24 protein-coding genes are annotated in these 23,931 nt (G+C 68.0%); 18 read left to right on the forward strand and 6 right to left on the reverse strand.

All coding sequences use genetic code 11. The features are described 5' to 3' along the window. Window positions 1–13 precede the first annotated feature (13 nt). From WI26_RS20340 to WI26_RS20360, 5 genes are all read left to right on the forward strand, one after another. The gene (locus WI26_RS20340) at window positions 14–1,216 is read left to right on the forward strand and encodes an amino acid aminotransferase (RefSeq protein WP_059467921.1); all 1,203 of its coding nucleotides are present in this window, start codon (window positions 14–16) and stop codon (window positions 1,214–1,216) included. 131 nt (window positions 1,217–1,347) lie between these two features. Continuing rightward, entirely contained in the window at window positions 1,348–1,740 is a 393-nt protein-coding gene (locus WI26_RS20345; protein WP_069226968.1) for a DUF488 domain-containing protein, read from the forward strand. 132 nt (window positions 1,741–1,872) lie between these two features. Further along, window positions 1,873–2,148, forward strand: a complete 276-nt coding sequence (locus tag WI26_RS20350) for a DUF1488 domain-containing protein (protein ID WP_059467923.1) — start codon at window positions 1,873–1,875, stop codon at window positions 2,146–2,148. A gap of 16 nt (window positions 2,149–2,164) precedes the next feature. Then, entirely contained in the window at window positions 2,165–2,404 is a 240-nt protein-coding gene (locus tag WI26_RS20355; RefSeq protein WP_059467924.1) for a hypothetical protein, read from the forward strand. 168 nt (window positions 2,405–2,572) lie between these two features. Further along, the gene (locus tag WI26_RS20360) at window positions 2,573–2,926 is read left to right on the forward strand and encodes a metal ABC transporter ATPase (RefSeq protein ID WP_069226969.1); all 354 of its coding nucleotides are present in this window, start codon (window positions 2,573–2,575) and stop codon (window positions 2,924–2,926) included. A gap of 18 nt (window positions 2,927–2,944) precedes the next feature. Here WI26_RS20360 and WI26_RS20365 read toward each other — a convergent pair whose 3' ends face one another. The 3 genes from WI26_RS20365 to lhpI form a co-directional block, all read right to left on the reverse strand. Beyond that, entirely contained in the window at window positions 2,945–3,724 is a 780-nt protein-coding gene (locus tag WI26_RS20365) for a helix-turn-helix domain-containing protein (RefSeq protein WP_069226970.1), read from the reverse strand. A gap of 17 nt (window positions 3,725–3,741) precedes the next feature. Then, window positions 3,742–4,149, reverse strand: a complete 408-nt coding sequence (locus WI26_RS20370) for a response regulator transcription factor (protein WP_069226971.1) — start codon at window positions 4,147–4,149, stop codon at window positions 3,742–3,744. 183 nt (window positions 4,150–4,332) lie between these two features. Beyond that, a complete protein-coding gene (lhpI, locus tag WI26_RS20375) occupies window positions 4,333–5,268 on the reverse strand; it encodes a bifunctional Delta(1)-pyrroline-2-carboxylate/Delta(1)-piperideine-2-carboxylate reductase (RefSeq protein WP_069227809.1) in 936 nt (311 codons plus the stop codon). A 244-nt stretch (window positions 5,269–5,512) separates the two neighbouring features. Here lhpI and WI26_RS20380 point away from each other — a divergent pair, with 244 nt between their 5' ends. The 7 genes from WI26_RS20380 (at window position 5,513) to WI26_RS20410 (ending at window position 13,533) form a co-directional block, all read left to right on the forward strand. Continuing rightward, entirely contained in the window at window positions 5,513–6,250 is a 738-nt protein-coding gene (locus tag WI26_RS20380) for a FadR/GntR family transcriptional regulator (RefSeq protein WP_059467928.1), read from the forward strand. A 122-nt stretch (window positions 6,251–6,372) separates the two neighbouring features. Beyond that, entirely contained in the window at window positions 6,373–7,494 is a 1,122-nt protein-coding gene (locus tag WI26_RS20385) for a branched-chain amino acid ABC transporter substrate-binding protein (RefSeq protein ID WP_059450263.1), read from the forward strand. 55 nt (window positions 7,495–7,549) lie between these two features. Then, a complete protein-coding gene (gene lhpH, locus WI26_RS20390) occupies window positions 7,550–8,557 on the forward strand; it encodes a trans-3-hydroxy-L-proline dehydratase (protein ID WP_059510339.1) in 1,008 nt (335 codons plus the stop codon). Window positions 8,558–8,743: 186 nt separating this feature from the next. Then, window positions 8,744–11,302, forward strand: a complete 2,559-nt coding sequence (locus WI26_RS20395) for a penicillin-binding protein 1A (RefSeq protein WP_167359254.1) — start codon at window positions 8,744–8,746, stop codon at window positions 11,300–11,302. A gap of 78 nt (window positions 11,303–11,380) precedes the next feature. Continuing rightward, on the forward strand, window positions 11,381–12,256 hold the full coding sequence (locus WI26_RS20400) for a PilZ domain-containing protein (RefSeq protein ID WP_069226973.1): 876 nt from the start codon (window positions 11,381–11,383) through the stop codon (window positions 12,254–12,256). 276 nt (window positions 12,257–12,532) lie between these two features. Further along, on the forward strand, window positions 12,533–12,862 hold the full coding sequence (locus WI26_RS20405) for a DUF4148 domain-containing protein (protein ID WP_059539387.1): 330 nt from the start codon (window positions 12,533–12,535) through the stop codon (window positions 12,860–12,862). 266 nt (window positions 12,863–13,128) lie between these two features. After that, a complete protein-coding gene (locus tag WI26_RS20410) occupies window positions 13,129–13,533 on the forward strand; it encodes a lysozyme inhibitor LprI family protein (RefSeq protein WP_059467934.1) in 405 nt (134 codons plus the stop codon). Between the two features lie 51 nt (window positions 13,534–13,584). Here WI26_RS20410 and WI26_RS20415 read toward each other — a convergent pair whose 3' ends face one another. Together WI26_RS20415 and WI26_RS20420 are read right to left on the reverse strand one after the other, a co-directional pair. Beyond that, window positions 13,585–14,232 (reverse strand): response regulator transcription factor, encoded by a 648-nt coding sequence (locus tag WI26_RS20415; RefSeq protein WP_059539386.1) that lies wholly within the window; start codon window positions 14,230–14,232, stop codon window positions 13,585–13,587. Further along, the gene (locus WI26_RS20420; protein WP_069226974.1) at window positions 14,229–16,340 is read right to left on the reverse strand and encodes a PAS domain S-box protein; all 2,112 of its coding nucleotides are present in this window, start codon (window positions 16,338–16,340) and stop codon (window positions 14,229–14,231) included. Before WI26_RS20420 ends, WI26_RS20415 begins: the two co-directional genes overlap by 4 nt. A gap of 320 nt (window positions 16,341–16,660) precedes the next feature. On the opposite strand from WI26_RS20420, the gene WI26_RS20425 reads away from it, so the two are divergent. The 5 genes from WI26_RS20425 to WI26_RS20450 all read left to right on the forward strand — a co-directional run bounded on the left by WI26_RS20425 (window position 16,661) and on the right by WI26_RS20450 (window position 22,195). Further along, window positions 16,661–17,131 carry a universal stress protein gene (locus tag WI26_RS20425; RefSeq protein ID WP_059595496.1) on the forward strand — a complete coding sequence of 157 codons (471 nt, stop codon included), beginning with the start codon at window positions 16,661–16,663 and terminating at the stop codon, window positions 17,129–17,131. 351 nt (window positions 17,132–17,482) lie between these two features. Continuing rightward, window positions 17,483–17,989 (forward strand): cupin domain-containing protein, encoded by a 507-nt coding sequence (locus WI26_RS20435; protein ID WP_060321513.1) that lies wholly within the window; start codon window positions 17,483–17,485, stop codon window positions 17,987–17,989. A gap of 167 nt (window positions 17,990–18,156) precedes the next feature. After that, on the forward strand, window positions 18,157–19,182 hold the full coding sequence (locus WI26_RS20440; protein ID WP_059467939.1) for a DedA family protein/thiosulfate sulfurtransferase GlpE: 1,026 nt from the start codon (window positions 18,157–18,159) through the stop codon (window positions 19,180–19,182). Window positions 19,183–19,624: 442 nt separating this feature from the next. After that, a complete protein-coding gene (locus tag WI26_RS20445; protein WP_069226976.1) occupies window positions 19,625–21,007 on the forward strand; it encodes an amino acid permease in 1,383 nt (460 codons plus the stop codon). A gap of 252 nt (window positions 21,008–21,259) precedes the next feature. Continuing rightward, window positions 21,260–22,195 carry a universal stress protein gene (locus tag WI26_RS20450; protein ID WP_069226977.1) on the forward strand — a complete coding sequence of 312 codons (936 nt, stop codon included), beginning with the start codon at window positions 21,260–21,262 and terminating at the stop codon, window positions 22,193–22,195. A gap of 434 nt (window positions 22,196–22,629) precedes the next feature. On the opposite strand, the gene WI26_RS20455 is transcribed toward WI26_RS20450, so the two are convergent. After that, complete coding sequence (locus WI26_RS20455; RefSeq protein ID WP_069226978.1) at window positions 22,630–23,040, reverse strand: hypothetical protein; 411 nt, start codon at window positions 23,038–23,040, stop codon at window positions 22,630–22,632. A 584-nt stretch (window positions 23,041–23,624) separates the two neighbouring features. Here WI26_RS20455 and WI26_RS20465 point away from each other — a divergent pair. Further along, entirely contained in the window at window positions 23,625–23,879 is a 255-nt protein-coding gene (locus WI26_RS20465) for a DUF3562 domain-containing protein (protein ID WP_059467943.1), read from the forward strand. Window positions 23,880–23,931: the final 52 nt, after the last annotated feature.

Here is a 23,931-nt window from a genome sequence, read left to right on the forward strand (position 1 = left end):
GACCGACATAGCCATGTTCGAACACATCGACGCGTACCCGGGCGATCCGATCCTGACGCTCAACGAGAACTTCCAGAAAGATCCGCGCGAGCAGAAGGTCAACCTGAGCATCGGCATCTATTTCGATGCCGAAGGCCGGATTCCCGTGATGGGTGCCGTGCGCGAAGCCGAAACCGCGCTGCAGCGCGACCTCGGCCCGAAACCCTACCTGCCGATGGTCGGCCTCGCCGCGTATCGCGATGCCGTGCAGGCGCTCGTGTTCGGCGCCGATCACCCGGCGCGCGCGGCCGGCCGCATCGCGACCGTGCAGACGCTCGGCGGCTCGGGCGCGCTGAAGGTGGGCGCCGATTTCCTGAAGCGCTACTTCCCGGACGCGCAGGTGTGGCTGAGCGACCCGAGCTGGGAAAACCACCGCTTCATCTTCGAGCGTGCGGGCTTCACGGTGAACACGTATCCGTACTACGACGAAGCGACCGGCGGCTTGAAGTTCGACGCGATGCTCGCGGCGATCGACGCGCTGCCCGCGCGCAGCATCGTGCTGCTGCACGCGTGCTGCCATAACCCGACCGGTGTCGATCTCGACGAAGGCCAGTGGGAGAAGCTGATCGACGTGATCGAGGCGCGCGGGCTGCTGCCGTTCGTCGACATGGCGTACCAGGGCTTCGGCGCGGGCCTCGACGCGGACGCGTTCGCGGTGCGCGAACTGGCCCGCCGCGGCGTGCCGGCGCTCGTCGCGAACTCGTTCTCGAAGAATTTCTCGCTGTACGGCGAGCGTGTCGGCGGCCTGAGCGTCGTCTGCGAGGATGCGGCCGCGGCCGAGCGCGTGCTGGGCCAGCTGGCCGGCGCGGTGCGCTCGAACTACAGCAACCCGCAGACCTACGGCGCGAAGGTCGTGGCGACCGTGCTGAACACGCCCGCGCTGCGCAAGCAGTGGGAAGAAGAGCTCGCCGCGATGTGCCGCCGCATCGCGCGGATGCGCCAGGCGATCCACGACGGCCTGCGCGACCACGTCAGCGGCGAAGCGCTGACGCGCTACGTGAAGCAGCGCGGCATGTTCACGTACACGGGCCTGACCGAATCGCAGGTCGAGGCGCTGCGCGAAGTGCACGGCGTGTACATCCTGCGTTCGGGGCGCATGTGCGTCGCGGGGCTGAACGATTCGAACGTCGGCATCGTTGCGGATGCGATCGGCAAGGTGCTGAAGAGCGGCGTCTGACGGCGCGCCCGCGGGCGCGCGATCGCATCGCCGAAACCGGCTGTCTCCCGTCGTGGAGGCAGCCGGTTTTTTCTTGCGCGACGGCGGCGCGGCGGTACGATGTCGGATCGAACGCATGATGAAGGAGCGGCATGGCTATTCGAATCGTACGGCTCGGCACGCCGCGCACGGCCGGCGAGGGCCTGAGGATCGGCACGGTGCGGCGACCGCCGCGCGGCGTACCCAAGGCGGAATTCGCATCGCGCGACTACTATGATGTATGGCTGCCGACGCTGTCGCCGAGCCCTGAGCTGGTCGCGCAGGCACAGGCCGCCGAAACCGACGCCGAATGGCGCGCGTTCACGCGCCACTTCCGCGCGGAAATGGCGCACGGCGACGCGCCGAAGGTGCTGGACCTGCTTGCCGCGCTATCGGCGACGAGCGCGTTTTCGATCGGCTGCTATTGCCAGGACGAACGCCGCTGCCATCGCAGCGTGCTGCGCGAACTGCTCGCGGAGCGCGGTGCGGCGCTCGACGCGGACTGAACACCTGTCGGGCGGCGCGACGGTGCGCCGCTTGGTGCGGTGCGGCGGAACCGGTTGACGTGAGTCAAGCGTGCGGCGGCGCGGGCCGTTATGCTCACGTCATGAATCGTCCCGACCATGACAGGCGAATAGATGCAGATAGCCTTTCCACCGGAACCGCCCGAATATTGCGCACGCGATCTGGTCGTCGCGTTTTCGGCGCTGGTCGACGGCCACTGCGTGCAGTGCGCGATCACGGCCGAAGCGCTGGAAGATCATTTCGGCGCGCCGTCGCTGCTCGAACGGGATTTGCTGGATGCGTTCGAAGCGCACCGGTCGGCGATCGAGGCGATGGCGCGACGGATGCTCGACGAAATCGGCGGCCGGCCGGTGTTGCTGCACAGCGGTCACTTCCGGATGGATGACTGATACCGCAGGAGGACGCATGACACTGCAAGGCACGATTCATGAACGCGACTGGTCGGTCGAGATCGAGACGAGGCAGTGCGAATCCGGCGAGTTCCGCTGCCGCGTGATGGTCGAGCACGGCACCGGGCCAGCGCGCTTTCACCACACGTTCGAGCACAGCCATGCGTACCCGACCGAGCACGAGGCGGCGATCGAAGGGTTGCGGGCCGGGATGACGTGGATCGAAATGAAGGCGTCGCAGACATTCAGCGTATGAACCGCATCGCGCAGATGGTTGCGCGGATGCAAGGCTGCCAAGGCAGTAATCGCCGCGACGGTCATCGCGCAGCGTCGAGCAGGATCGCGCCGCGCGGGACACCGGGGCACGGAGACACAGAAACAGGCAACGCCGCCGACGAGCGGCGACCCTGTCGGGAGGAGCGCCATGGGCGTGGGCATGCAGATCGTCTGCGTCGGATTCGCGGGTTCCGCCGCGCTGGAAGCCGAAGCGGGGGTGCAGCTGGTGCGGCTGGAACGATTCCGCGCACGGCTGGAGGATTGCCGTCTGGTGATCGAATCGCGCCCGCGTGCGGACGGCGGCCGGACCTACGACGTGTGGCTCGAACTGGCCAAGCGCGGCTGCTCACCGGTATCGCTGCCGTGCAGCACCGGCGACGACGTGATCGAGGTGCTCGGACGCGTGTTCGCGCTGGCCGACCAGGCGCTGTCCGCATGGCACGCGGGCGAACCCGAAGCGGTCGCGCCGCCTGCGGTCCCGCCGGGCGCCACCACGCAATGACGCGCGCCGCGCCGCGCGTCACACCTGCGCGAGCGCCTCTGCATCGATGATGCGCACGCGCTTGCCGCGCGTTTCGACGAGCGCATCCCGATGGAACCGCGAGAACATCCGGCTGACTGTCTCGAGCTTCATCCCGAGATAGCAGCCGATCTCCTCGCGCGTCATCCGCAGGTTGAATTCCGATGCCGAATAGCCGCGCGCCTCGAAGCGCGACGACAGGTTCAGCAGGAAATGCGCGACGCGCTGCTCGGCCGACATCGTGCCGAGCAGCAGCATCTGGCTCGACTCGCGGACGATCTCGCTGCTCAGCATCTGGTAGATGAAATGCTGCATCGACTTCATTTCGCGGCACGCCGCCTCGAGTGCGCCGAACGGGATCACGCATACGACGCTGTCCTCGAGCGCGATCGCTTCGCAGCAGTGCTGGCCGCTGCCGATGCCGTCCATGCCGAGCGTTTCGCCGGCGATCTGAAAGCCGGTCACGTGCTCACGGCCGTCCCGATGCATCATCACCGTCTTGAACGAGCCCGCGCGCACGGCGTAGATGCTGTGGAACGGATCGTCGTTGCGGAACAGCGTGTCGCCCTGGCGAACCTGGCGCGTCGAACAGATGATCGCGTCCAGTCGGCCGTATTCGGCGGCGGTCAGGTGTGGCGGCAGGCACAGCGAGCGCATCAGGCAAGCCGAGCAGCGCGCGGCGGGATGTTTCGCGCCGTCGTTGCGCGCGATCGAAGGAAGCGGAATCGATGGCCGAGGCGCGACGGATGGGTCGGCGGCGCAGGCGGTGGCTGTGGACATGAGTCACTCCGGCTCGGTCAGGGGCGATGCGCACGAGCGCGCACCAGGGATTCGATGACGTGGCATGCGGCGTCGAATTCCGCCGTCTTGTCGAAGAAGTAGTCGGCTCCCGCCGTCGCGCATGCCTCCCTGAATGCCGGCGCCGAATGGTTCGTCAGCACGATCGTGACGATCCGCGGCGCGGCTTTCGACAACATCGCGATCAGGTCGAGACCGCTGCCGTCGGCGAGCCGCAGGTCGACGATCACGACGTCCGCGTGGCTGCCGCGGATATGCGCCAATGCGTCCTGGCCGTCTTCCGCCTCGCCGACGACCAGGACGCCGCGGATCGCGCCGACGAGCAGCGCGATCCGTTGCCGGACGGCAATGGCGTGATCGACGAGAAACACCCGGAGTGCGGCGGCGGGTAACAGGCTGGCATTCATGCCGGCAGTATCGTGTTGCGCCGCCGAAAATGAAATCGGCCGAATTGGAAGTTTGTGTAGGCCGCGGCGACGCGTTGTAGGGCGTTTCCTACAACGCGTACGGGAAATAGGCGAGGCCGCGTGCGCGGCGATACGGGGTGGGGTCCGCGCAGGGGGGCGGCGAAACGGGTTCGCGCCGTGGAATCAGCCGGCCGCGCGCGCGTCCAGCGCGTCGCGCGCCGTGCGGCACGCGGCCAGATCCCACGCGGCGCAGCCGACCGTCTTGAACAGCAGCGGCCCGCGGCGCTCGAAGGCGCCGCCCAGCACGTCGGCGAGCGACGCGACCTGCTGCCAGTCGACCTGTGCGACGATCAGGTCGCCGGCCTCGTGGCGCGCGCCGGCCGGGTCGTCGACGACGAGCCGGCTGTGGCGCACGGTGTCGGCGTCGATCTCGGCGGCGTCCGCGGTGAATGCGCCGACGCCGACCACGAGGCGGCCTTCACGCGCGGCTTCGCGATAGACGGGCGTGCGGCTCGTCGTCAGCGTGACGACGACGTCGATCGCATCGGGAATCGCGTCGCCGTCGAGCGGCACGAGCTGCGGCGCCTGCGCGCGGTGCGCGGCGCAGAATGCGGCCGCGCTGCCGGCGCGCGAGCCTCGCACGTGCAGGCGCGCGTCCGGAAAGATTGCCGCGAGCGCTTCCGCGTGATTGGCCGCCTGCTTGCCGGTGCCGATCAGCAGGATGTCGCGCGGCGCGACGCCGTGCAGCGCCTGAATGCCGAGCGCGGTAATGGCTGCCGTGCGGCGCCCGGTGACCGTCGGGCCGTCGAGCACGAAGCGCAGCGCGCCCGTCGTCGCGTCGTACGCGCTCACCTGGCCGAGGATCGTCGGCAATCCGCGCGCGCCGTTGCCGGGGCACACGTTCACGAGCTTGTGGCTCGCGAGGTCGCGTGCGCTCGATGGCATCGACAGCATCACGCCGCCGGCCTGCAGCGGCACGACCAGGCGTTCGGGGCTGACGATCTCGCCCGCAGCGTATTCGGCGACGGTGTGCGCGAGCGTGGCGAGCAGTGCGGGGTAGTCGAGCAGCGCTGCCGTTTCGGCGGCATCGAAAGCGGGGATTCGGGAGAGGGCGGTCATCGTATCGGTCGGTTCTGTGTCGTTGGGCGTGGACGACGGGCGCGGCACGCGCTCGCACGGAGGCTGCCGAATATCGAGGCTGCAGTCGTTCTGGATCAAATCTATACCAGTCACGTGTCGGCAGGCAAGCCGGAAAAGCAAGCAGACGGTCGATTTTGGTTCTAATATGCGTCCAGATGGGCGTCGCTCCGGTACAGTGCGAACCCGTTTCCCCGTCCACCACCCGACCGGGCAGGAGCCCCAGATGATGTCCGCACGTCCTGAATCGCTCGAAGCCGGCTTCCGGCCGTTGCAGATCTACGAACAGGTCGCCGAGAAGATCCGCGACGAGATCCGCTCGGGGCGCTATGCGGCCGATTCGAGGCTGCCGTCGGAGCGCGAACTCGCGGCACTGTTCCAGGTCGGCCGGCCGGCCGTGCGCGAGGCGCTCGGCGCGTTGCAGAACGAAGGGCTGGTGTTCACGAAGCGCAATTCGGGCACTTACGTCGTGCCGGCGCCGCTCGACGTGCTCGCGCAGCGCGGCGACACGCGCGGCGTGCCCGACGCCGACTTCAGTCCGACGTCGACGCTCGACGTGCGGCTCATCCTCGAGCCGGCGATCGCGCGCCTCGCCGCCGCGCACGGGCGCGCCGATCCCGTCGCCGAAGGCTATCTCGCGCAGATGGAAACCATCGCCGACATCGACGATCCGCAGCAGCGCGCGTTGTGGAACGAGAGCGACCGACTGTTCCACCGGCAGCTCGCGTTGATGACCGGCGACGCGCTGATCGTGAAGATCGCGGAGGAAGTCGCGAAGACGATGGACCAGCCACTGTGGAAGCGGCTGAAGGACGACGGCATCTACGACGCGGGCCGCATCCGGCTCTACGTGTCCGAGCACCGGCTGATCTATGAGGCAATCGTGTCGGGCGACGCCGATGCGGCCGCCTTTTACGTCGAGCAGCATATTCTTCGCGTGCGGCGCGACATCACGCCGAAATGAAAGTGCGCCACGCTAGTCTGGTCTTCAAATCGACCAGAAGCACGAGAGCCATTTTGAAATTGCTTGCTTCCTGACCACGTGTGTCCTACATTGGTTTCACACAAAACCAATCAGGAGACACCATGCGACACTTCGTTACCGCGCTCTCGGTGGCCGTTGCCGCCGGCGCGCTGACTTCCGCGCACGCGCAGGAAGTCGTGATGATCGGCCATTCGGCGCCGCTGACCGGCCCGCAGGCCGCGAACGGCAAGGACAACGAAAACGGCGCGCGTCTCGCCGTCGAAGAGCTCAACAAGGCCGGCGTGAAGGTGGCGGGCAAGACGGTCACGTTCAAGCTGGTGTCCGAGGACGACCAGGCCGACCCGAAGGCGGGCGTGCAGGTCGCGCAGAACCTGGTCGACAAGGGTGTCGTCGCGGTGCTCGGGCCGTACAACTCGGGTGTCGCGATTCCGGCGTCGCGCGTGTACAGCAACGCGGGCGTGCCGATCCTGCCGGTCGCTTCGAACCCGGCGCTCACGCGCCAGGGCTTCAAGAACATCTTCCGGATCGGCGCGAGCGACGAACAGCTCGGTGGCACGATGGCGACCTTCGCCGCGAAGACGCTGAACGCGAAAACCGCCGCGGTCATCGACGATCGCACCGCGTACGGGCAGGGCGTCGCGGAGCAGTTCATGAACGTCGCGAAAGCGAACGGGATCAAGATCGTCGACCAGGAGTACACGAACTCGTCGGCGACCGATTTCCTCGGCATTCTCACCAAGATCAAGGCCAGCAATCCCGACGTGATCTTCCTCGGCGGTTATGCGGCGCAAGGCGCGCCGATGGCGAAGCAGATGAAGCAGCGCGGGTTGCGCGCGAAGCTGCTCGGCGGCGACGGCATCTGCTCTGCCGACATGGGCAAGGTCGCGGGCGAGGCCGCGTCGATCGTCTACTGCGCGCAGGGCGGCGTCGCGCTCGAGAAGACGCCGGCCGGCCGCGAATTCCTGAAGAAGTACCACGATACCTATCACACGGACACGCAGGTCTACGGCGTCAATTACTACGACGGCATGAAGCTGCTGGCCGATGCGATGGTCAAGGCCGGCACGACCACGGACAAGGCGAAGCTGATCGCGCAACTGGCGAAGTCGAACTATGCGGGCGTGGCCGGCACCTATTCGTTCGACGAACGCGGCGACCTGAAGGGCGCGCCGACCACCGTCTACGTGATCCGCAACGGCCTGCCCGAGCCGTACGCCAAGTAACCATCACCGGACGGCGCCGCCGCGCCGTCCTTCGTCTTCAAGCCTTCGATCCTCCATGAAAATTTCCCGATCCCTTTCCACCGTCGAAGTCCATACCGGCGGCGAAGCGTTCCGCATCGTCACGAGCGGGCTGCCGCGCCTGCCCGGCGATACGATCGTCCAGCGTCGCGCGTGGCTCAAGGAGAACGCCGACGAGATCCGCACGGCGCTGATGTTCGAACCGCGCGGCCACGCCGACATGTACGGCGGCTACCTTACCGAGCCGGTGTCGGCGAACGCGGATTTCGGCGTGATATTCGTGCACAACGAAGGCTACAGTGACCATTGCGGGCATGGCGTCATCGCGCTGTCGACCGCCGCGGTCGAGCTCGGCTGGGTGCAGCGCACGGTGCCGGAGACGCGCGTGGGCATCGATGCGCCGTGCGGCTTCATCGAGGCGTTCGTGAAATGGGACGGCGAGCATGCCGGGCCGGTGCGCTTCGTCAACGTGCCATCGTTCATCTGGCAGCGCGACGTGTCGGTCGACACGCCGTCGTTCGGCACCGTGACCGGCGACATCGCGTACGGCGGCGCGTTCTATTTCTACGTCGACGGCGCGCCGTTCGACTTGCCGGTGCGCGAAGCGGCGGTGGAAAGACTGATCCGCTTCGGCGCCGAAGTGAAGGCCGCTGCGAACGCGAAATATCCGGTCGTGCATCCGGAGATCCCCGAAATCAACCATATCTACGGCACGATCATCGCGAACGCGCCGCGTCATCCAGGTTCGACGCAGGCGAACTGCTGCGTGTTCGCGGATCGCGAGGTCGACCGCTCGCCGACCGGCTCCGGCACCGGCGGGCGCGTCGCGCAGTTATACCAGCGCGGCCTGCTCGCGGCCGGCGACACGCTCGTCAACGAGTCGATCGTCGGCACGGTGTTCAAGGGGCGCGTGCTGCGCGAGACGACGGTCGGCGATATCCCGGCCGTGATTCCGGAAGTGGAGGGCAGCGCGCACATCTGCGGGTTCTCGAACTGGATCGTCGACGAGCGCGATCCGCTGACCTACGGTTTTCTCGTGCGCTGAGTGTTGGCGCACGGCCCTCGGCCAGGCGCGCGTTCCCGCTGCGGGGCGCGCGCCTTTTTGTTGTAAAAATGCGCGAACCGGCGCCGTTCGCACGGGCCCCGGACGGCCGCCGGCCGGTGGGCCGCGGGAGTTTTGGTACGATGCAGCCTTTCCAGCAGATCCCCCACCCGCGTGAATCGCCGAAACGTGTCGTCAGTGCGTGACCTCTGTGCCAAATGGGTCGCGCGCGCCCAACCCGTCGCGGCCGCTGCCGCCGTGTTCGTCAAGCGTGTCCTGGCCAGCGCCTGGCACCACCTCCGTCATCCGACGCGCCGCGGCGCGCTGCGCGCGGCCGCCGCCGTGCCGGTGCTGTTCCTGCTGTACGTGCTGGTGCTGATTCCGTTCACGCCCGGCATCGGCGACATCCGCAAGGCGCGCGTCGACCAGCCCGCGCAGGTGCTGTCCGCCGACGGCAAGCTGCTCGCCGAATTCAAGCCGTCGAACCGCGAATGGGTGTCGCTCAAGCAGATCTCGCCGCACATGGTCGACGCGCTGATCGCGACCGAGGACCATCGCTTCTACGAGCACCACGGCCTCGACTGGAAACGCACGGCGTCGGCCGCGCTCCATACGTTCTCGGGCAGCCGCCAGGGCGGCTCGACGATCACGCAGCAGCTCGCACGCAACCTGTATCCGGACGAGATCGGCCGCGCGCCGACGCTCACGCGCAAGGTGAAGGAGGCGATCACCGCGCTGAAGATCGAGGCCGTCTACAGCAAGGACCAGATCCTCGAGACCTACCTGAACACGGTGCCGTTCCTGTACAACGCGTACGGCGTCGAGATGGCCGCGCGCACCTATTTCGACAAGTCGGCCGACGAGCTCGACGTGCTGGACAGCGCGACGCTCGTCGGGATGCTGAAGGGCAACAGCTACTACAACCCGGTGCTGAACCCTGAGCGCGCGCTGCAGCGGCGCAATACCGTCCTCGGCCAGATGGTGAAGTACGGCAAGCTGTCGCCGGCGCAGTTCGCGCAATTGCAGCGCCGGCCGCTGCGCATCGATTTCGAGCGCCAGAAGGAGCCGCCCGGGCCCGCGCCGCACTTCGCGCAGCAACTGCGCAAATGGCTGATCGGCTGGGCCGACCGCAACGACTACAACATTTATTCGGACGGGCTGATCGTGCGCACCACGATCGATTCGCGGCTGCAGCAGATGGCGACGCAGGCGCTGACGCTGCAGGCGAACCAGTTGCAGGGCATCGCGAACAACGCATGGAGCGGCCGCGACGGCTGCGGCACCGACAACGAGGTGTTCCGCACCTTCATGCGCGAGTCGCCCGAGTACAAGGCCGCGCAGGATGCCGGCAAGAACGACGCCGCCGCGATGAAGCAGCTCGCCGCCGACCGCGGTTTCATGCGCGCGCTCTGCAAGGCGAAGACCGACGTGCAGGCCGGCTTCGTCGCGATCGATCCGCGTGACGGGCAGATCCGCGCGTGGGTCGGCAGCCGCGACTTCACGAGCGAGCCGTTCGATCACGTCGCGCAGGCGCGGCGCCAGCCGGGCTCCACGTTCAAGCCGTTCGTCTATGGCGTCGCGTTCGCGAACGGGATGAAGCCGGACGACACCTTCATCGACCAGGCGGTCGAGATTCCGCTGAAGGGCGGCGAGATCTGGCGGCCGAACGACGACGTGCCGCCGTCGGGCAAGCCGATGACGCTGCGCGACGCGGTCGCGCTGTCGCGCAACCGGATCACCGCGCAGGTGATGGAGAAGGTCGGGCCGGCGGCGGTGGCGCGGCTTGCGCGCGACATGGGCGTGCGCGAAAGCCCGCTCGAGCGCGTGCCGTCGCTCGCGCTCGGCACGAGCCCGGTGACGCTGAAGGAGATGGTCGCGTCGTACGCGACGATCGCGAACGGAGGGTTGTACGTCGAGCCGCAGATGGTGACGCGCATCGAGAACCGCCAGGGCGACGTGCTCGCAGAATACGCGCCGGCGCCGCCCGAGCGCGCGCTCGACGCGGAGACCGACAAGACGCTGCTCGGCGTGATGCGCGACGTGGTGACACGCGGCACCGGCAGCAGCATCCGCGCGCGCTTCGGCATTCGCGGCGACGTGGCCGGCAAGACCGGGACCACGCAGGACAACGCGGACGGCTGGTTCATCCTGATGCAGCCCGGGCTGGTGGCCGGCGCGTGGGTCGGCTTCGACGACGGGCGCGTGACGCTGCGCAGCGACTATTGGGGGCAAGGCGCGCACAGCGCGCTGCCGATCGTCGGCGACTTCTTCCAGCGCGCGCAGCGCGCCCGAATCGTCGATACGAAGCTGAAATTCGATACCGAGCCGTCGCCCGGCTGGTTCGCGTCGGTGCGCGAACGCGTGACGGATCTGTTCGACGGGTGGTTCGGGCCCGAGCCGAAGCAGGCGCCTGCGCCCGTCAGGACGCAGCGTATCGAGCGGCAGCCGGAGACGGACGCTGCCGCGGCATCGGCTGCGTCGGCTGCGTCGGCACCCGAGGCGGCGTCCGGCGGCATCGTCGAGGAGTGGGTTCCGGCGTCCGAGGTTGCGGCATCGGCCGCCGCGCTGTCGGCCGGTGCGTCGCAACCGCAGGCCGCGCAACCACCGGCGGCCGGAGGCAGCGCGACGCCTTCGGGCAACACGGGCGGCGGGGGCCTCGGCTCCGCCCCGGCCGCGCCTTCGGCCGTACCGGCTCCGTCGACGGCTCCGGCTTCGGTTTCACCCGGCGCGACCAGCGGTTCGGAGTAACGAGATGTTCAGATTTCGCGCGATGCTGCCGTAATAACGTTGTCACGACAGCTCGCGCGGTCGCTCCGCGCTTTTCCGATGCGGCTCATCACCGATCACGTCGCGCTCGCGCGCGATGACGTCTCCGCCGGCGTTCCGCTCGGCTTCGATCTCTACGATGCGGGCGGCGCCGCGCTGCTGCCCGCCGGCACGACGCTGCACGATCCCGCGCAGCATGCTTTCCTGTTCGATCACTTCCGGCCCGTCCGCCGGCGCGATGACGTCGAGCCTGCCGCGCCGGCGCCCGACACCGTGCCGGCGGCCACGCGTATGGGGCTGTCGGCCGGCGCCGCGATCGGTATTCGCCGGCGGGTTGGCGCGACCCGCGTGCTGCAGCGCTGCCGGTTGATCGGGATCGGCGCATCGGGGGCGCTGTTCGTCGAGCCGCAACCGACGGTCGTGCTCGACTTTGCCCGCGGCGACGACGTCGAGGCGATCGCGATCGGCCGGTCGGCGGTGTCGCGTTTCGGTGCGACGGTCGAAGCGGTGCAGGCAGCGGGCGCCGCGCCGTTCATGGTGCTTTCGCCGCCGGGCTTCGTCGACCGGCTGCGCACGCGCGCGGAGCCGCGCGTCCAGGTGCGGATCGCGGCCCGCTGCACGGGCGGCCCGGTGCAGGCGGAGGGTATCGGGATCGTTCGCGATCTCAGCCTGAACGGGCTGTCGATCGCAGTCGATCGGCCGCTCGCGGCGGCCGGCGAGCCGTTGCGCGTGCAGTTGCCGTATACAGATGGCGACCGTGTCGCGCTGCTCATACTCGACGGCACGGTGCGCGCGGCGCATGCCGACCCGGCAGTGCCGGGCTGGACGCTTCACCACGCGGCCTTCGACGAAACGGCTGCCGACGACCGGATTCGCCTCAAGGCGTTGCTGTTCGACCTGTCGGTGGGCGCCGCGGATGCGGATCCGGCTCGCTGATGCGTTGAACGGGTGAAACGGGGCAGCCGCGGTGCGGTTGTCCACCTCCCGGCGAGTCGATCCTCCGGGCGAAAGCGCACTGCCGCCTATTGGGTTCGGCTATGCCCATAATCCTCTGAAGATTCGATGGAATCAGCGGCAATTGTACGGATTCCGTCAACAGTGAATTTGCGATTTAAGTATTTACCCTGATAGCCGAGCCTCCTAGACTTCCATTCATGCGCAACGACTACCGAGTCCGAAGCGCCTGACAAAACAATCTGGAGGTAACGCATCATGAAATCGCTGATCAAGGCAGTTGCACTGGCCGCCCTGGTGGTCGCACCGGTCGTGTCGTTCGCCCAATCGAACCAGCAGCCGCTGACGCGCGCGCAAGTGCGTGCCGAGCTGGTCCAGCTCGAGAAGGCCGGCTACAACCCGAACGACTGGATGAACTATCCGGAAAACATCCAGGCCGCACAGGCAAAGATCGCCGCGGCACAGAACACCGGTGCGCAGGCTGACACAACGGGCTACGGCTCGAACCCGGTCGCGACGTCGCAGTCGGGCCAGCGCGTGACCGTGCCGGCGGCAGCCGATCGTTCGTCGGTGTACTTCGGTCACTAAGCAAGCTGTTTGCCGCGCAGCCGCTAGGCCGCGCGCAAAGCCGCATCGAAAAGCCCGCACTCGAGTGCGGGCTTTTTTGCGTGCGCGGCAAGCGGGGCGCCGGCTGACAATCGATCGCGCGTGCGCTAGCATCGCGGTCGGCATTGCCACGCTGCGGCGGTCGCGATGGAAGTCGCGCCCGTCGGCCGGCGAGGTCGCGCGCCGAGGCGCGGCGGCAAGCCCGGCATCACGTTCCACGACTTCAACGAAAACAAACAGGAGCATCCATGCGTGTCTTGACCGGTCTGCTGTGCGCGCTGGCGCTGGCGGCAAACGTTGCCCATGCGCAGGCGAATTGCGCGGACGCGACGGATCAGGCGGCGCTGACGGCGTGTGCCGATCGCGCGTACAAGAAATCCGACGCGGACCTGAACCGTACTTACCAGGCCGTCACCGCACGGCTGCGCGATGCGAAGCCGCTCGCGGAGAAACTCGTGAACGCGCAGCGCGCATGGATCGCCTACCGCGACGCGGAATGCAACTTCTCCAGCGCGAACGCCGAAGGCGGCAGCGTGTATCCGATGGTCGTGTCGACCTGCCTCGACGATCTGACCAAGACGCGCAACGAGACGCTGAAGGGTTATCTGTCCTGCGAGGAAGGTGACCTCGCCTGTCCAGTGCCGGGGAAGTAAGGTTGCGCAACGTCCAGCCGGCGCGCACGTCGCGCGGCCGGCACGGTGCGTCTAGACGTCGTCCGTTTCGTCGAGCAGCTTGTGCCGCATCGCGTAGCGGACCAGCGCCGCTTCGTGCGGCATCTGCATCTTTTCCAGAATCCGGGTCTTGTAGGTGCTGACCGTCTTCGCGCTCACGCACAGCGCCTGCGCGATCTCGGTCAGGGTCTGTCCGGCGGCAATCCGGCGGAACACGTCGAACTCGCGATCGGACAGCCGCTGGTGCGGCAGCGTCTCGGCCGGTTCGTTCAGGCTCTGCGCGAATTGCTCGGCCATCGCGAGACTCACGTAGACGCCGCCCGATGCAACCTTGGTGACCGCGCCGACCAGTTCCGCGCTCGCGCTTTCCTTGGTCAGGTAGCCCGACGCGCCGGCGCGGAATGCACGCACCGCGTACTGCTGTTCCGCATGCATGGTCAGCACGAGCACGCGCAGCGCGGGCTTCTCGTCCTTGATCTGCTTGATCAGCTCGACACCGTTGCGGCCCGGCATCGACAGGTCGAGCACCAGCACCTGCGCGGGCGTCGAGCGCACCAGCGCGATCGTCGACGGCCCGTCGCACGCTTCGCCGGCCACTTCGAATGCGGTAGCGTTCTGGAGAATGTGCCGCAGACCATCGCGCACGAGCGTATGGTCGTCGGCGATGAGCACCTTGATCATGTGAGGGTGGTTTCCTGTTGAACGGTGCCGAGCGGGAACGCAACGGTGATCGAGAAGCCGCGCGCGAGCGCCGTATCGATCGTCACGCTGCCGCCCAGCATGTGTGCGCGTTCGCGAATGCCGATCAGGCCGAACGACTTGTCCTCGTGGGCGGTGCCGCCTGGCGCCGCGCCGCGGCCGTTGTCCGCGACGCGCAGCACGCAGAAGCCTTCCTCGATGTCGAGCCGCAATGCAACGCGCGTCGCATCCGCATGGCGCGCGACGTTCGTGAGCGCTTCCTGGACGATCCGGAACAGCGTGGTCGCCCCGGTGCTGGTGAACGTGAGCCCGCCCGTTTCGATCTGGCGTTCGACGTCGATGCCGTAGCGGTTCGTGAAGTCGTTCGCCAGCCACTCGATCGCGGGCACGAGGCCGAGATCGTCGAGCATCACGGGGCGCAGGTCGGCTGCGATGCGCCGCACCGACGCGACCGTCGCGTCGATCAGCCGGCGCATGCCCTGCAGTTGCGACAACACGTCGTCGTCGGGCTGCGCACGGTTGGGCGCGCGCAGTTGCTGCTCGATGACCGACAGGTCCATCTTCAGCGCGGTGAGTTGCTGGCCGAGGTCGTCGTGCAGTTCGCGCGCGATGCGGGTCTTTTCCTCCTCGCGCACGTTCTGCAGGTTCGCCGACAGTTCGCGCAGCTCCTCGCGCGACTGCTTCAGCGCATTCTCGGCGCGCTGCCGCTCGGTGATGTCGCGCAGCATGACCGTATAGAGCTTGCCCGACGCGTCGCGGATCTGCGAGATCGACGCCTCGATCGGGAATTCCTCGCCGTTGCCGCGCAGCCCGAACAGCACGCGCTGGCGGCCCATCTGCCGCTCGGACACGCCCGTCACGCCGAACTGGTCGACGTGCTTCGCATGCGCGGCACGAAACCGCTCGGGGATGAAGCGTGACAGCGGCGCGCCGATCGCCTCCATCGCCGACACGCCGAATACCTGTTCGGCCATCGGGTTGAAGATCACGACCGTCTGCTTCTCGTCGATCGTGATGATCGCTTCCATCGACGAACGGATGATGCCCATCATCCGCGCCTCGTTCAGGATGCCGCGGCTGCTGGCGCCCGCATCGGCGGTGCCGGCGCGGCCGCGCAGCAGCGCATGGACGAGCGCCGCGAACGCGAACGATGCAATCAGCCCCGCGGCGAGCACCGTGCCCGCCGCGCGCTGCGCGCCGGTCGCGCTCGGGCGGCCGTCCGCGGAATAGGCGAGCGTCAGCACGGTCCCGCCGAAATTCAGCTGGTCGGTGCGCCGCATCAGGTCCGGCGACGCGGAGGCTTCGTCGGTCGTCGTCTCGGCGCTCGCGATCGGCCGAGGATCGTCGCCGGCGCTCATCCGCAGGTCCAGCCCGCGTTCCGCGTCGAGCGCGCGCTCGATCAGCCGACTCGGGCTCACTTGCGCGAACAGCACGCCATCGGCGTCCGTTTCATGGACGCCGGCCGGTGTGGCGGTCGTGCGCGATGAAGCCGTCGCGGGCAGGAACAGCGTGAGGGTGCGCGCATCGCGGGACGTGTCGTCGTCGGCCGAATGGATGCCGAGTGCGACATCGCCCGTCCGCAGCGCGCGCGCGAGGGGGGCCTGATCCGGCGCACCGAAGCGCACGCCGGCCGAGCTCGACGCGGGCGCGCCGAGCGTCGCCACCGCGAGCGGGCCGGCCGGCATCGGCGCGCGGCCGGTGAGGGCGTTGCGCGCCGCGGGCGACAGCGGCGCATAGCCGAACTGCCGGATCGTCGAACGCCCGCTGTCGAGTTCGAGCGTGTCGGCATACCGGCGCCATTGCTCGGGCGTCATCTGCGGCGCGAGCGCGAACGCGCCGCGCGTGCTTTCGAGCACGGCTACGCCGGCTTGCAGTTCGTGGCGCAGCATCGCCGTCACGTGCGTCGTGCGTCGCTCGAAGCGCGTATGAACGGCGCCTTGCCACTGCTCGCGAACGAGCAGCGCGACGCAGAGCGACAGCGCCGCGCCGGCGAACAGCGTAACGACGCCAGCCGCGAGCGGCTGGCGTAACATGGTCTGGAAGCGCGTGGGCCCTCGGGCGTCACGCGGCGGGGTTCCACTGGCAGTCATTCGATGGCCATTCTGGTGTCGGGGCCGCCCGTGGCACTCGGGCGGCGCGGCGTAACCGGGAAAAAATCGCACCGGTCGCGTACGGCGTCTATTTTGAAGATGAAATTGTGCGCGTTTTACATGTTTTTTGTAATAGGGTCAGCTAAAAATGAGATAGCCGGGCGGTGCAGCCGGCGTCCCGGCCGCGATTGACGCGCGTCAACCGGCGTGTCGGCACGTGGGGCAGACTGTTCGGCAAGCGAGCCGGCATCGGGCCGGCTTGCGGTGACGAGGGCATCGTTCGTGCGGTGCGCGGCGGGTGCCCGGTCGGAGGGCGGACCATGTACAAGCGGATTTTCGTCGGGCTCGATGGCAGCCCGAGTGCGCGTCTCGCGCTGAACGAGGCGATCCGGATCGCGGCGGCATCCGGCGGCGAGGTCACGTGTGCGTATGTCGTCGAGCACCGGCCGCAGCTCGTCGACGTCGATGCGGGCTTCGCGGCCGCACATGACGGCGACGTGGCGGCGGTCGATGCGGTGACGCCCGTGCTCGACGATGCGAAGGCGGCGCTCGCGCAGCGGCACGTGCCGGGCACCGTGCGCGCGCTCGACGCGTATGGCGAGGACATCGCCGCGGTGCTGATGCGCACGGCGGCCGAGGCCGGCGCCGATCTGATCGTGATGGGCACGAGCGGGCGGCATGGCCTGCGCCGGCTGCTGCTCGGCAGTGTCGCGGAATCGCTGCTGCGCGCGGCCGACCGGCCCGTACTGCTGGTGCGCCACGACGAGCCGGCCGCGGCGGCAACCGCGTGACGGGGCGGTGCGGCGTCAAGCCGTGAGCGACGGGCGGGCGGCTGCCGCGCGGATGCCGGTGCGATGGATGGCGCGACGCTGCGTCCGCTGCATCGATCGGCGCGCCGACGCCGTGCGCCGCTGCGTCGCGACGGCGCGACCGCATAGCGTCAGTTGCATCGCGGCCCGCAGTTCTGGCAGCATCGACCGGTGTTCGCTTCATCGTCGCGCGCCCCGTTGCGCGCGATCCAGTCGCCGCGTGCATGGCCGCGGCGATCGACGCAGCGGCACGCGACGTCGGCCGACGGGATTCCCGCACGGCCGGACCGTGCGTCGCGTGCCCGGTTCAATCCTTCACCGACGTCATCCGCCATGCCGATCTCCGCCGCCGACCTGATTCACCAGTTCGATCTGCAACCGCACCCCGAGGGCGGCTATTTCCGGGAAACCTACCGCGCGGCCGATACGGTCGTACGTCCTTCCGACGGCGCACCGCGCGCTGCGTCGACCGCGATCTACTACCTGTTGTGCGACGGCGCGTATTCGTCGTGGCACCGCATCCGTTCCGACGAAGTCTGGCATTTCTACGCAGGCGATCCGCTTGAAGTTTGGGTGCTCGACGAGCACGACGGCCTGACGATCCACCGGCTCGGCAACCCGCTCACGCATCCCGGCACCGTATTCCAGGCGGTCGTACCTGCCGGGCGCTGGTTCGGCGCGCGCTGCGCGTCGCCCGAGCATGTTGCGCTCGTCGGCTGCACGGTCGCGCCCGGGTTCGAGTTCGCGGAATTCGAACTCGCGGACGCGACCGCGCTGGCCGCCACGTTCCCCGAGTACGCGGAGTACGTCGCGAGGCTCGCGCCGCGCCCCGACGCGTGAGCGCGGCGGGCCGCCTTCAACGGCAGCCGTTCCGCGCGATCCCGGCCAAACCCGTTTAGAATGCACGATGGTGCAGGATCGGTCGCGGACGTGCCGCGGCGATCGCTGCCAGCCGTATCGACGGCCGCCCCCGTCGCACGGTCAGCCTGTCTTCCAGGAGCGCCGCCGTGTGGCACTTTCCCATTGCGATTCCCTCGTCGCTCGGTCCGTGGGCCGTGTTCGCGAGCGTACTGATCACGCAGCTCGGCGTGCCGGTGCCGGCCGTGCCGATGCTGATTCTCGGCGGTACGATGGCGGCGATGGGGCAGGCGTCCTGGGCGAGCATGTTCGCGGCGGCGATCGGTGCGACGATGCTTGCCGATTCGCTGTGGTTCTTCATGGGCCGCACGCGCGGCCGGCGGTTGCTGAACGGCCTCGTGCGGTTCTCGCTGTCGCTCGACACGACGCTGCGCTTCGCACGTAACGTATTCGAAAGATACGGCGCGCCGCTGCTCGTCCTCTCCAAATTCCTGCCGGGCCTCGGCCTCGTGTCGGCGCCGCTGCTCGGCACGACGGCGATCGGCATCGGCGTGTTCCTGTTCTGGGATCTGGCCGGCGCGTCGCTGTGGGCTGCGTTCTGGCTCGTCGGCGGCGCGGCCGTGCACGACCAGATCGTCCAGTTCGTGCTGTGGGTGCGCGCGAGCGGCGGCACGATCCTCGACGCGTTCCTCGCGATCTTCATCACGTTCCTGCTGTACCGCTGGGTGCGCCGCGTGCAATTCCGCCGCTACCTCGCGCAGGTGCGCATCTCGCCGCCGCAGCTCGTCGAGATGATGACGTCGAACGAGCCGCCGCTGATCTTCGATGCGCGGCCGCGCGCGATTCGCGAACGCGAGCCGTACCGTATCGCCGGTGCGGTGCCGGTCGATCTCGATTCGCCGGACCTGCTGGATCCGGAGCTGCTGAAGCGGCCGATCGTCGTGTATTGCGTGTGCCCGAACGAGGCGACCGCGAAGCGGCTGATCGCGAAGATGCAGCGCAAGAAGATGCTCCACAACATCAAGGCGCTGAAGGGCGGGCTCGACGCGTGGGAGAAGCACGGTTATCCGGTCGAGCCGCTGCCGGCCGATCTCGACGCGTCGCGATATTTCGTGCGGCCTGACCATGCGGCGCTCGCAGGCGAATATACGGTGCGCGCGACGTTGTCGAAATAAATCGTGAGCGGGATTCCGCCCGCGTCGCTATTTCACGTCCGATTCCACACTTCTCGCCGTCACCGAAAATCGGCCGACACGAAACATCCGATTATTTCTATAATCCCGCCTGCATATTGCGTGCGCTTGATTGCGCACATTCGACGCGCGTTCGTTTGCGCCGAAAGCGATTGATCCCGTTGCTGCCCGTCACGCGCACAGCCGTGTCGCGCGGGCCGCACGGGCGTATTCCGTGAAAGACCCGATCCATTTTCCGGATTGTTCCGGAAAATGCCGATAATCAACGGCGATTCCAATCGGAGTGACGCTGTATCCGCACCGTTTTTCATCCGAAAAACGGTGGCGGGGATTTCTCGTTTTCGGTTTGCCGGTATCGGCATGAACGGCCGCGCATTGACATCGACAATGACGGCGGCCCGTTCACGGCTGCCAGGAGACGGACTTGAAACAACCGGAAGACCAACTGCACCGCGGGCTGGAAGAGCGGCACATCAACCTGATGGCGCTCGGCGCGACGATCGGCGTCGGCCTGTTCCTGGGCTCGGCAACCGCGATCCGCACGGCCGGCCCGGCCATCCTGCTGACCTACCTGCTGGGCGGCATCGCGATTTTCCTGATCATGCGCGCGCTCGGCGAAATGGCGATCACCAATCCGGTCGCCGGCGCGTTCAGCCGCTATGCGCGCGACTACCTCGGCCCGCTCGCGGGCTACCTGACCGGCTGGACCTACTGGTTCGTGTGGATCGTCACCTGCATGGCGGAAATCACTGCGGTCGGCGTCTACATGCACATGTGGTTTCCAGGCGTGCCGAACTGGATCTGGGCGCTCGCGGCACTCTCGGCGATGGGGGCGGTGAACTTCATCGCGGTCAAGCTGTACGGCGAATTCGAGTTCTGGTTCGCGCTGATCAAGATCGTCACGATCGTGCTGATGATCGTGGGCGGCGGTCTCATGATCGCGTTCGGCATCGGTAACGGCGGCGTCGCGACGGGCATCTCGAACCTGTGGTCCCATGGCGGTTTCATGCCGAACGGCATCGACGGCGTCATCGGCGTGCTGCCGATCGTGATGTTCGCGTATCTCGGCGTCGAGATGCTCGGCCTCACGGCCGGCGAGGCGCGCAATCCGGAGAAGTCGCTGACGAAGGCGGTGAACTCGGTATTCTGGCGCGTGCTGATCTTCTACATCGGCGCGCTGTTCGTGATCATGTCGCTCTATCCGTGGAACCAGATCGGCACGCAGGGCAGCCCGTTCGTGATGACGTTCTCGCGGCTCGGCATCCCGGCCGCGGCCGGCATCATCAACTTCGTCGTGTTGACCGCGGCGCTGTCGTCGTGCAACAGCGGCCTGTTCAGCACCGCGCGGATGCTCTACAACCTCGCGCAGCAGGGCCAGGCGCCGGCCCGTCTCGGCCGCGTGAACCGCAACGGCGTGCCCGTGTACGGCGTCGCCGTGTCGGTCGCGCTGCTGTTGATCGGCGTGCTGCTCAACTATCTGGCGCCGCAGCAGGTGTTCACGTGGCTGACGTCGGTGTCGACGTTCGGCGCGATCTGGACGTGGTGCGTGATCCTGATCGCGCAGATGCGCTTTCGCCGCACGCTGTCGGCCGACAGGATCGCGCGCCTGCCGATCCGCGTGCCGTTCTATCCGCTCGGCTCGTTCGTCGCGCTCGCGTTTCTCGCGCTGGTCGTCGTGCTGATGGCATTCACGCCGGACACGCGTGTCGCACTCGTAATCGGCCCGGCGTGGATCGTGCTGCTCGGCATCGCATACGCGCTGTTCCACGCGGAACGCGCAGGCGCGCCCGCGTCCACGAAGTCGTAGGCAAATCGCGCAAAAGTCGCCGCGCCGCGCACCGCACACGTGCGCGCGGCGCATCGCGGCCCGCACGGCCATTGATCGCGATCATGCACGGGCGGGCGGGACGACATATGCTGTTTGAATCGCTTGTCCGCGCTTCGCGTGGCCGTTCGCCGATCCCAGCGACCGCGTCGGCCCTCCGTCCGCCGCGCGCCGCCGTCCGCGCGAAGCTCCGGTCGTCGTCCGCGACGACGCGTCCGCCAGGAGACCTTCGCCATGCAATCCAGCCCGACCATCCCGCCGCTCGCCCGAATTTCGCTGGCCGTCGACCTGACGCCGGAGTCGCTGGCCGCCGCACGGTACATGCGCACGCTGCTGCGTCCCGGCATGCAGGTGCGCATCGTCTGCGCGATCGACAATCCGCGTCTCGTGTTGCCCGACATTCCGCGCGTCGATGCACTGCTGAGCTCGGCGCGCGAGGAGATGACGCGAGAAGCGCAGGCGACGCTCGAGCGCATCGCGGCACTGTTCGCCGGCAGCGGCGCGGAGATCGAACAGGTGATCATCGATACGTCGGTCACGGGCGGCACGGTGGCCGATGCACTCGCGAACGACACGTCGGCATCGCGCGCCGACGTGCTCGTGGTCGGCGCCAATCCGCACCATGGGCTGCTGCGCCTGGTCGAGGGTGCGGTATCCGACACGCTCGCGTCGCGCGCACGCTGCGCGCTGCTGATCGTGCCCGCCGACTATGCGCGGCCGTCGGACGGTCCGCTGCAGCGTCTGATGTTCGCTGTCGACGGCAGCGAGCCGTCGCTGCATGCGGTGCGCGTCGGGCTCGGCTTCGCGGCGCCGACGACGCTGCTGTACGCGGCCTATGTCGTCGATCGCGCGATTCGTCTGACGGATCTCGTGCCCGTGCGCGCGCTCGAGGACGCGTATCGCGCGGAGGGCGAGGATGCGCTGGCGCGGATCGGCCCGCTGTTTCATGCGACGGGCAACCCGACCAAGCGCGGCATCATCGAAACCCGTCCGACCAGCGACGACGTCGCCCATGCATTGATGCGCGACGCGGTGCACTGGCATGCGGAACTGCTGGTGGTCGGCACGCACGGCCGGCGAGGCATCGCGGCCTGGCTGATCGGCAGCGTGGCGCGCCGGATCGCGCATCTTGCGCAGGTGCCGGTGCTGCTCGTGCGCGGCGTGGAGTGAAGGTCGCGCCGCGATGGCGGCGAAGCGGACTTTCGTTGACCTGCATCAGAAACGTCGTGCGCGTCGCATGAGAGAGTGACAGAACGTCGGTGATGGGTTGTCCGTCGTCCGTGCGCGACGCGTCGATTCGATACGCCATATCCAGTACCTCGCGAACGGGCGCATATCCGATGCTGTTGCCCGCGCTTGCGCCGATTTCCGGCGCCGTGCCACAAGCACGCGGCGCGTGGCGCATCAGCCAGTCACGAACTCTCTGGCACGAGGGTAGGCAGCCTGCGGCTGCCTTGGAACGACGGACGGGGTGATTTTTGCCCCGTCCGCTTCCTGGCCCCGTGCACATTACTTTCCTCGCAGATAGGGTCTTGGTCGAAGTCGCCGTGCGGGCCTTCGCAACCATCGCGCGGCCCCGTGCCGCGTCGGCGGCGTTCAGGCTGTTACGCGGCGCGGGGCATTCGCAGGTCGTGCCGACGGCGGGTGGCGCGGCATACGCGTGCGCGCCGACGCACGCCATGCAGCCGTCCTCGTCCGCCCGGCATGCGATTGCGCAGCCGCGGCCAGCCGGGGCGCGGCTTGCGGCGCGGCCTCACGACGACCGGTGTGTCGGCGCCGGTCCGCGCGCAGAGCGCGGCGGCGAAGCGCTGCAGCGCGAGCACGGATCCCGCGACGCTCTGGTATTTCTCACGGCCGATCTGCCCGTCGAGCGTGACGAGCAAGCCCGATTCGCGCGCGAGCGCGAGCAGCGCGTCGAGATCGTCGGGCGGGCGGATTGCGACCGGCATGGCGGGCGCGGACAGCATGCGCGTGCGCCGCTGTCCGTCCCGCGCCGGGAAGTTGCGATGGGCCATGATGGTCTCCTGCGCCCGACCCCGCGTGCCGGCTCGATGGCCGGCTGAGCGATGACCGGGTATGAACGCATCGTTCATGGCGTCAGTATCCGCCGGGTCGACCGCGTTGCCAATCGGCGCGCGCTGAAGTCGCTGTCAGACATTGCGGGCGAGGTATCGGAATCCACTGACACGCACGGCTGATGACCGGTCGCGGCGGCGCGAGGCGGGCGCGCGCGCGATGTGCGGCGCGCCGATCCGGTGCATTCGAACAGACAAATCGAGGCGGGCGCGCATCGCTTGACGCGGGATTTCTGCCGGTCTAAGTTCCCATTGCATCGGCGTCGCGCGAGGGTTTGTCGTCCGCGATCGACGGTGCCGCGCCTCGGGGGGCGTGGGTCATCTTCCAGTTGTTCGCGGACCACGCGCGCCGCGAATCCTGCGCGCGGGCCGATCCAGCGACGGATCGGCGCGGCGGCACGCAATGTGCCGTTGATCGCGCGCAAACACGCTTCGGCGCATCGTACGCCGGGCGGCTGTCCAGTCTCTAATCTTCCAGTAACGTCATCATTTCCTTTCGTTCCTCGACCGTCAGGAGCCCGTCGATGTCACAGGACAATTTGCTTGATGCCTTGAAGGCCGTCGCCGAACAGCGCTCGATCGGCGACGACCAGTTGCGCGCGATGCTGGACGACGAAATGCGTGCGTTGTCGTCCGATGCCCGCGTGCACGACTACATCCATGTGTTCGCGATTCGCCATCTGCGCGAACGGATGCGCAGACAGGACGAACTCGAGCGCGACACGCCGGCCGGTACGCCGCACCGGGAGCCGGATACGAGTACCAGTCGCCGTCTGTGAAGGACGCCCCGCCGCGGCCAGCGCCACCGGCGCCCCGACCGCGGCCGGTTGC

The sequence above is a fragment of the Burkholderia diffusa genome (assembly GCF_001718315.1).
Classification (GTDB): Bacteria; Pseudomonadota; Gammaproteobacteria; order Burkholderiales; family Burkholderiaceae; genus Burkholderia; species Burkholderia diffusa_B.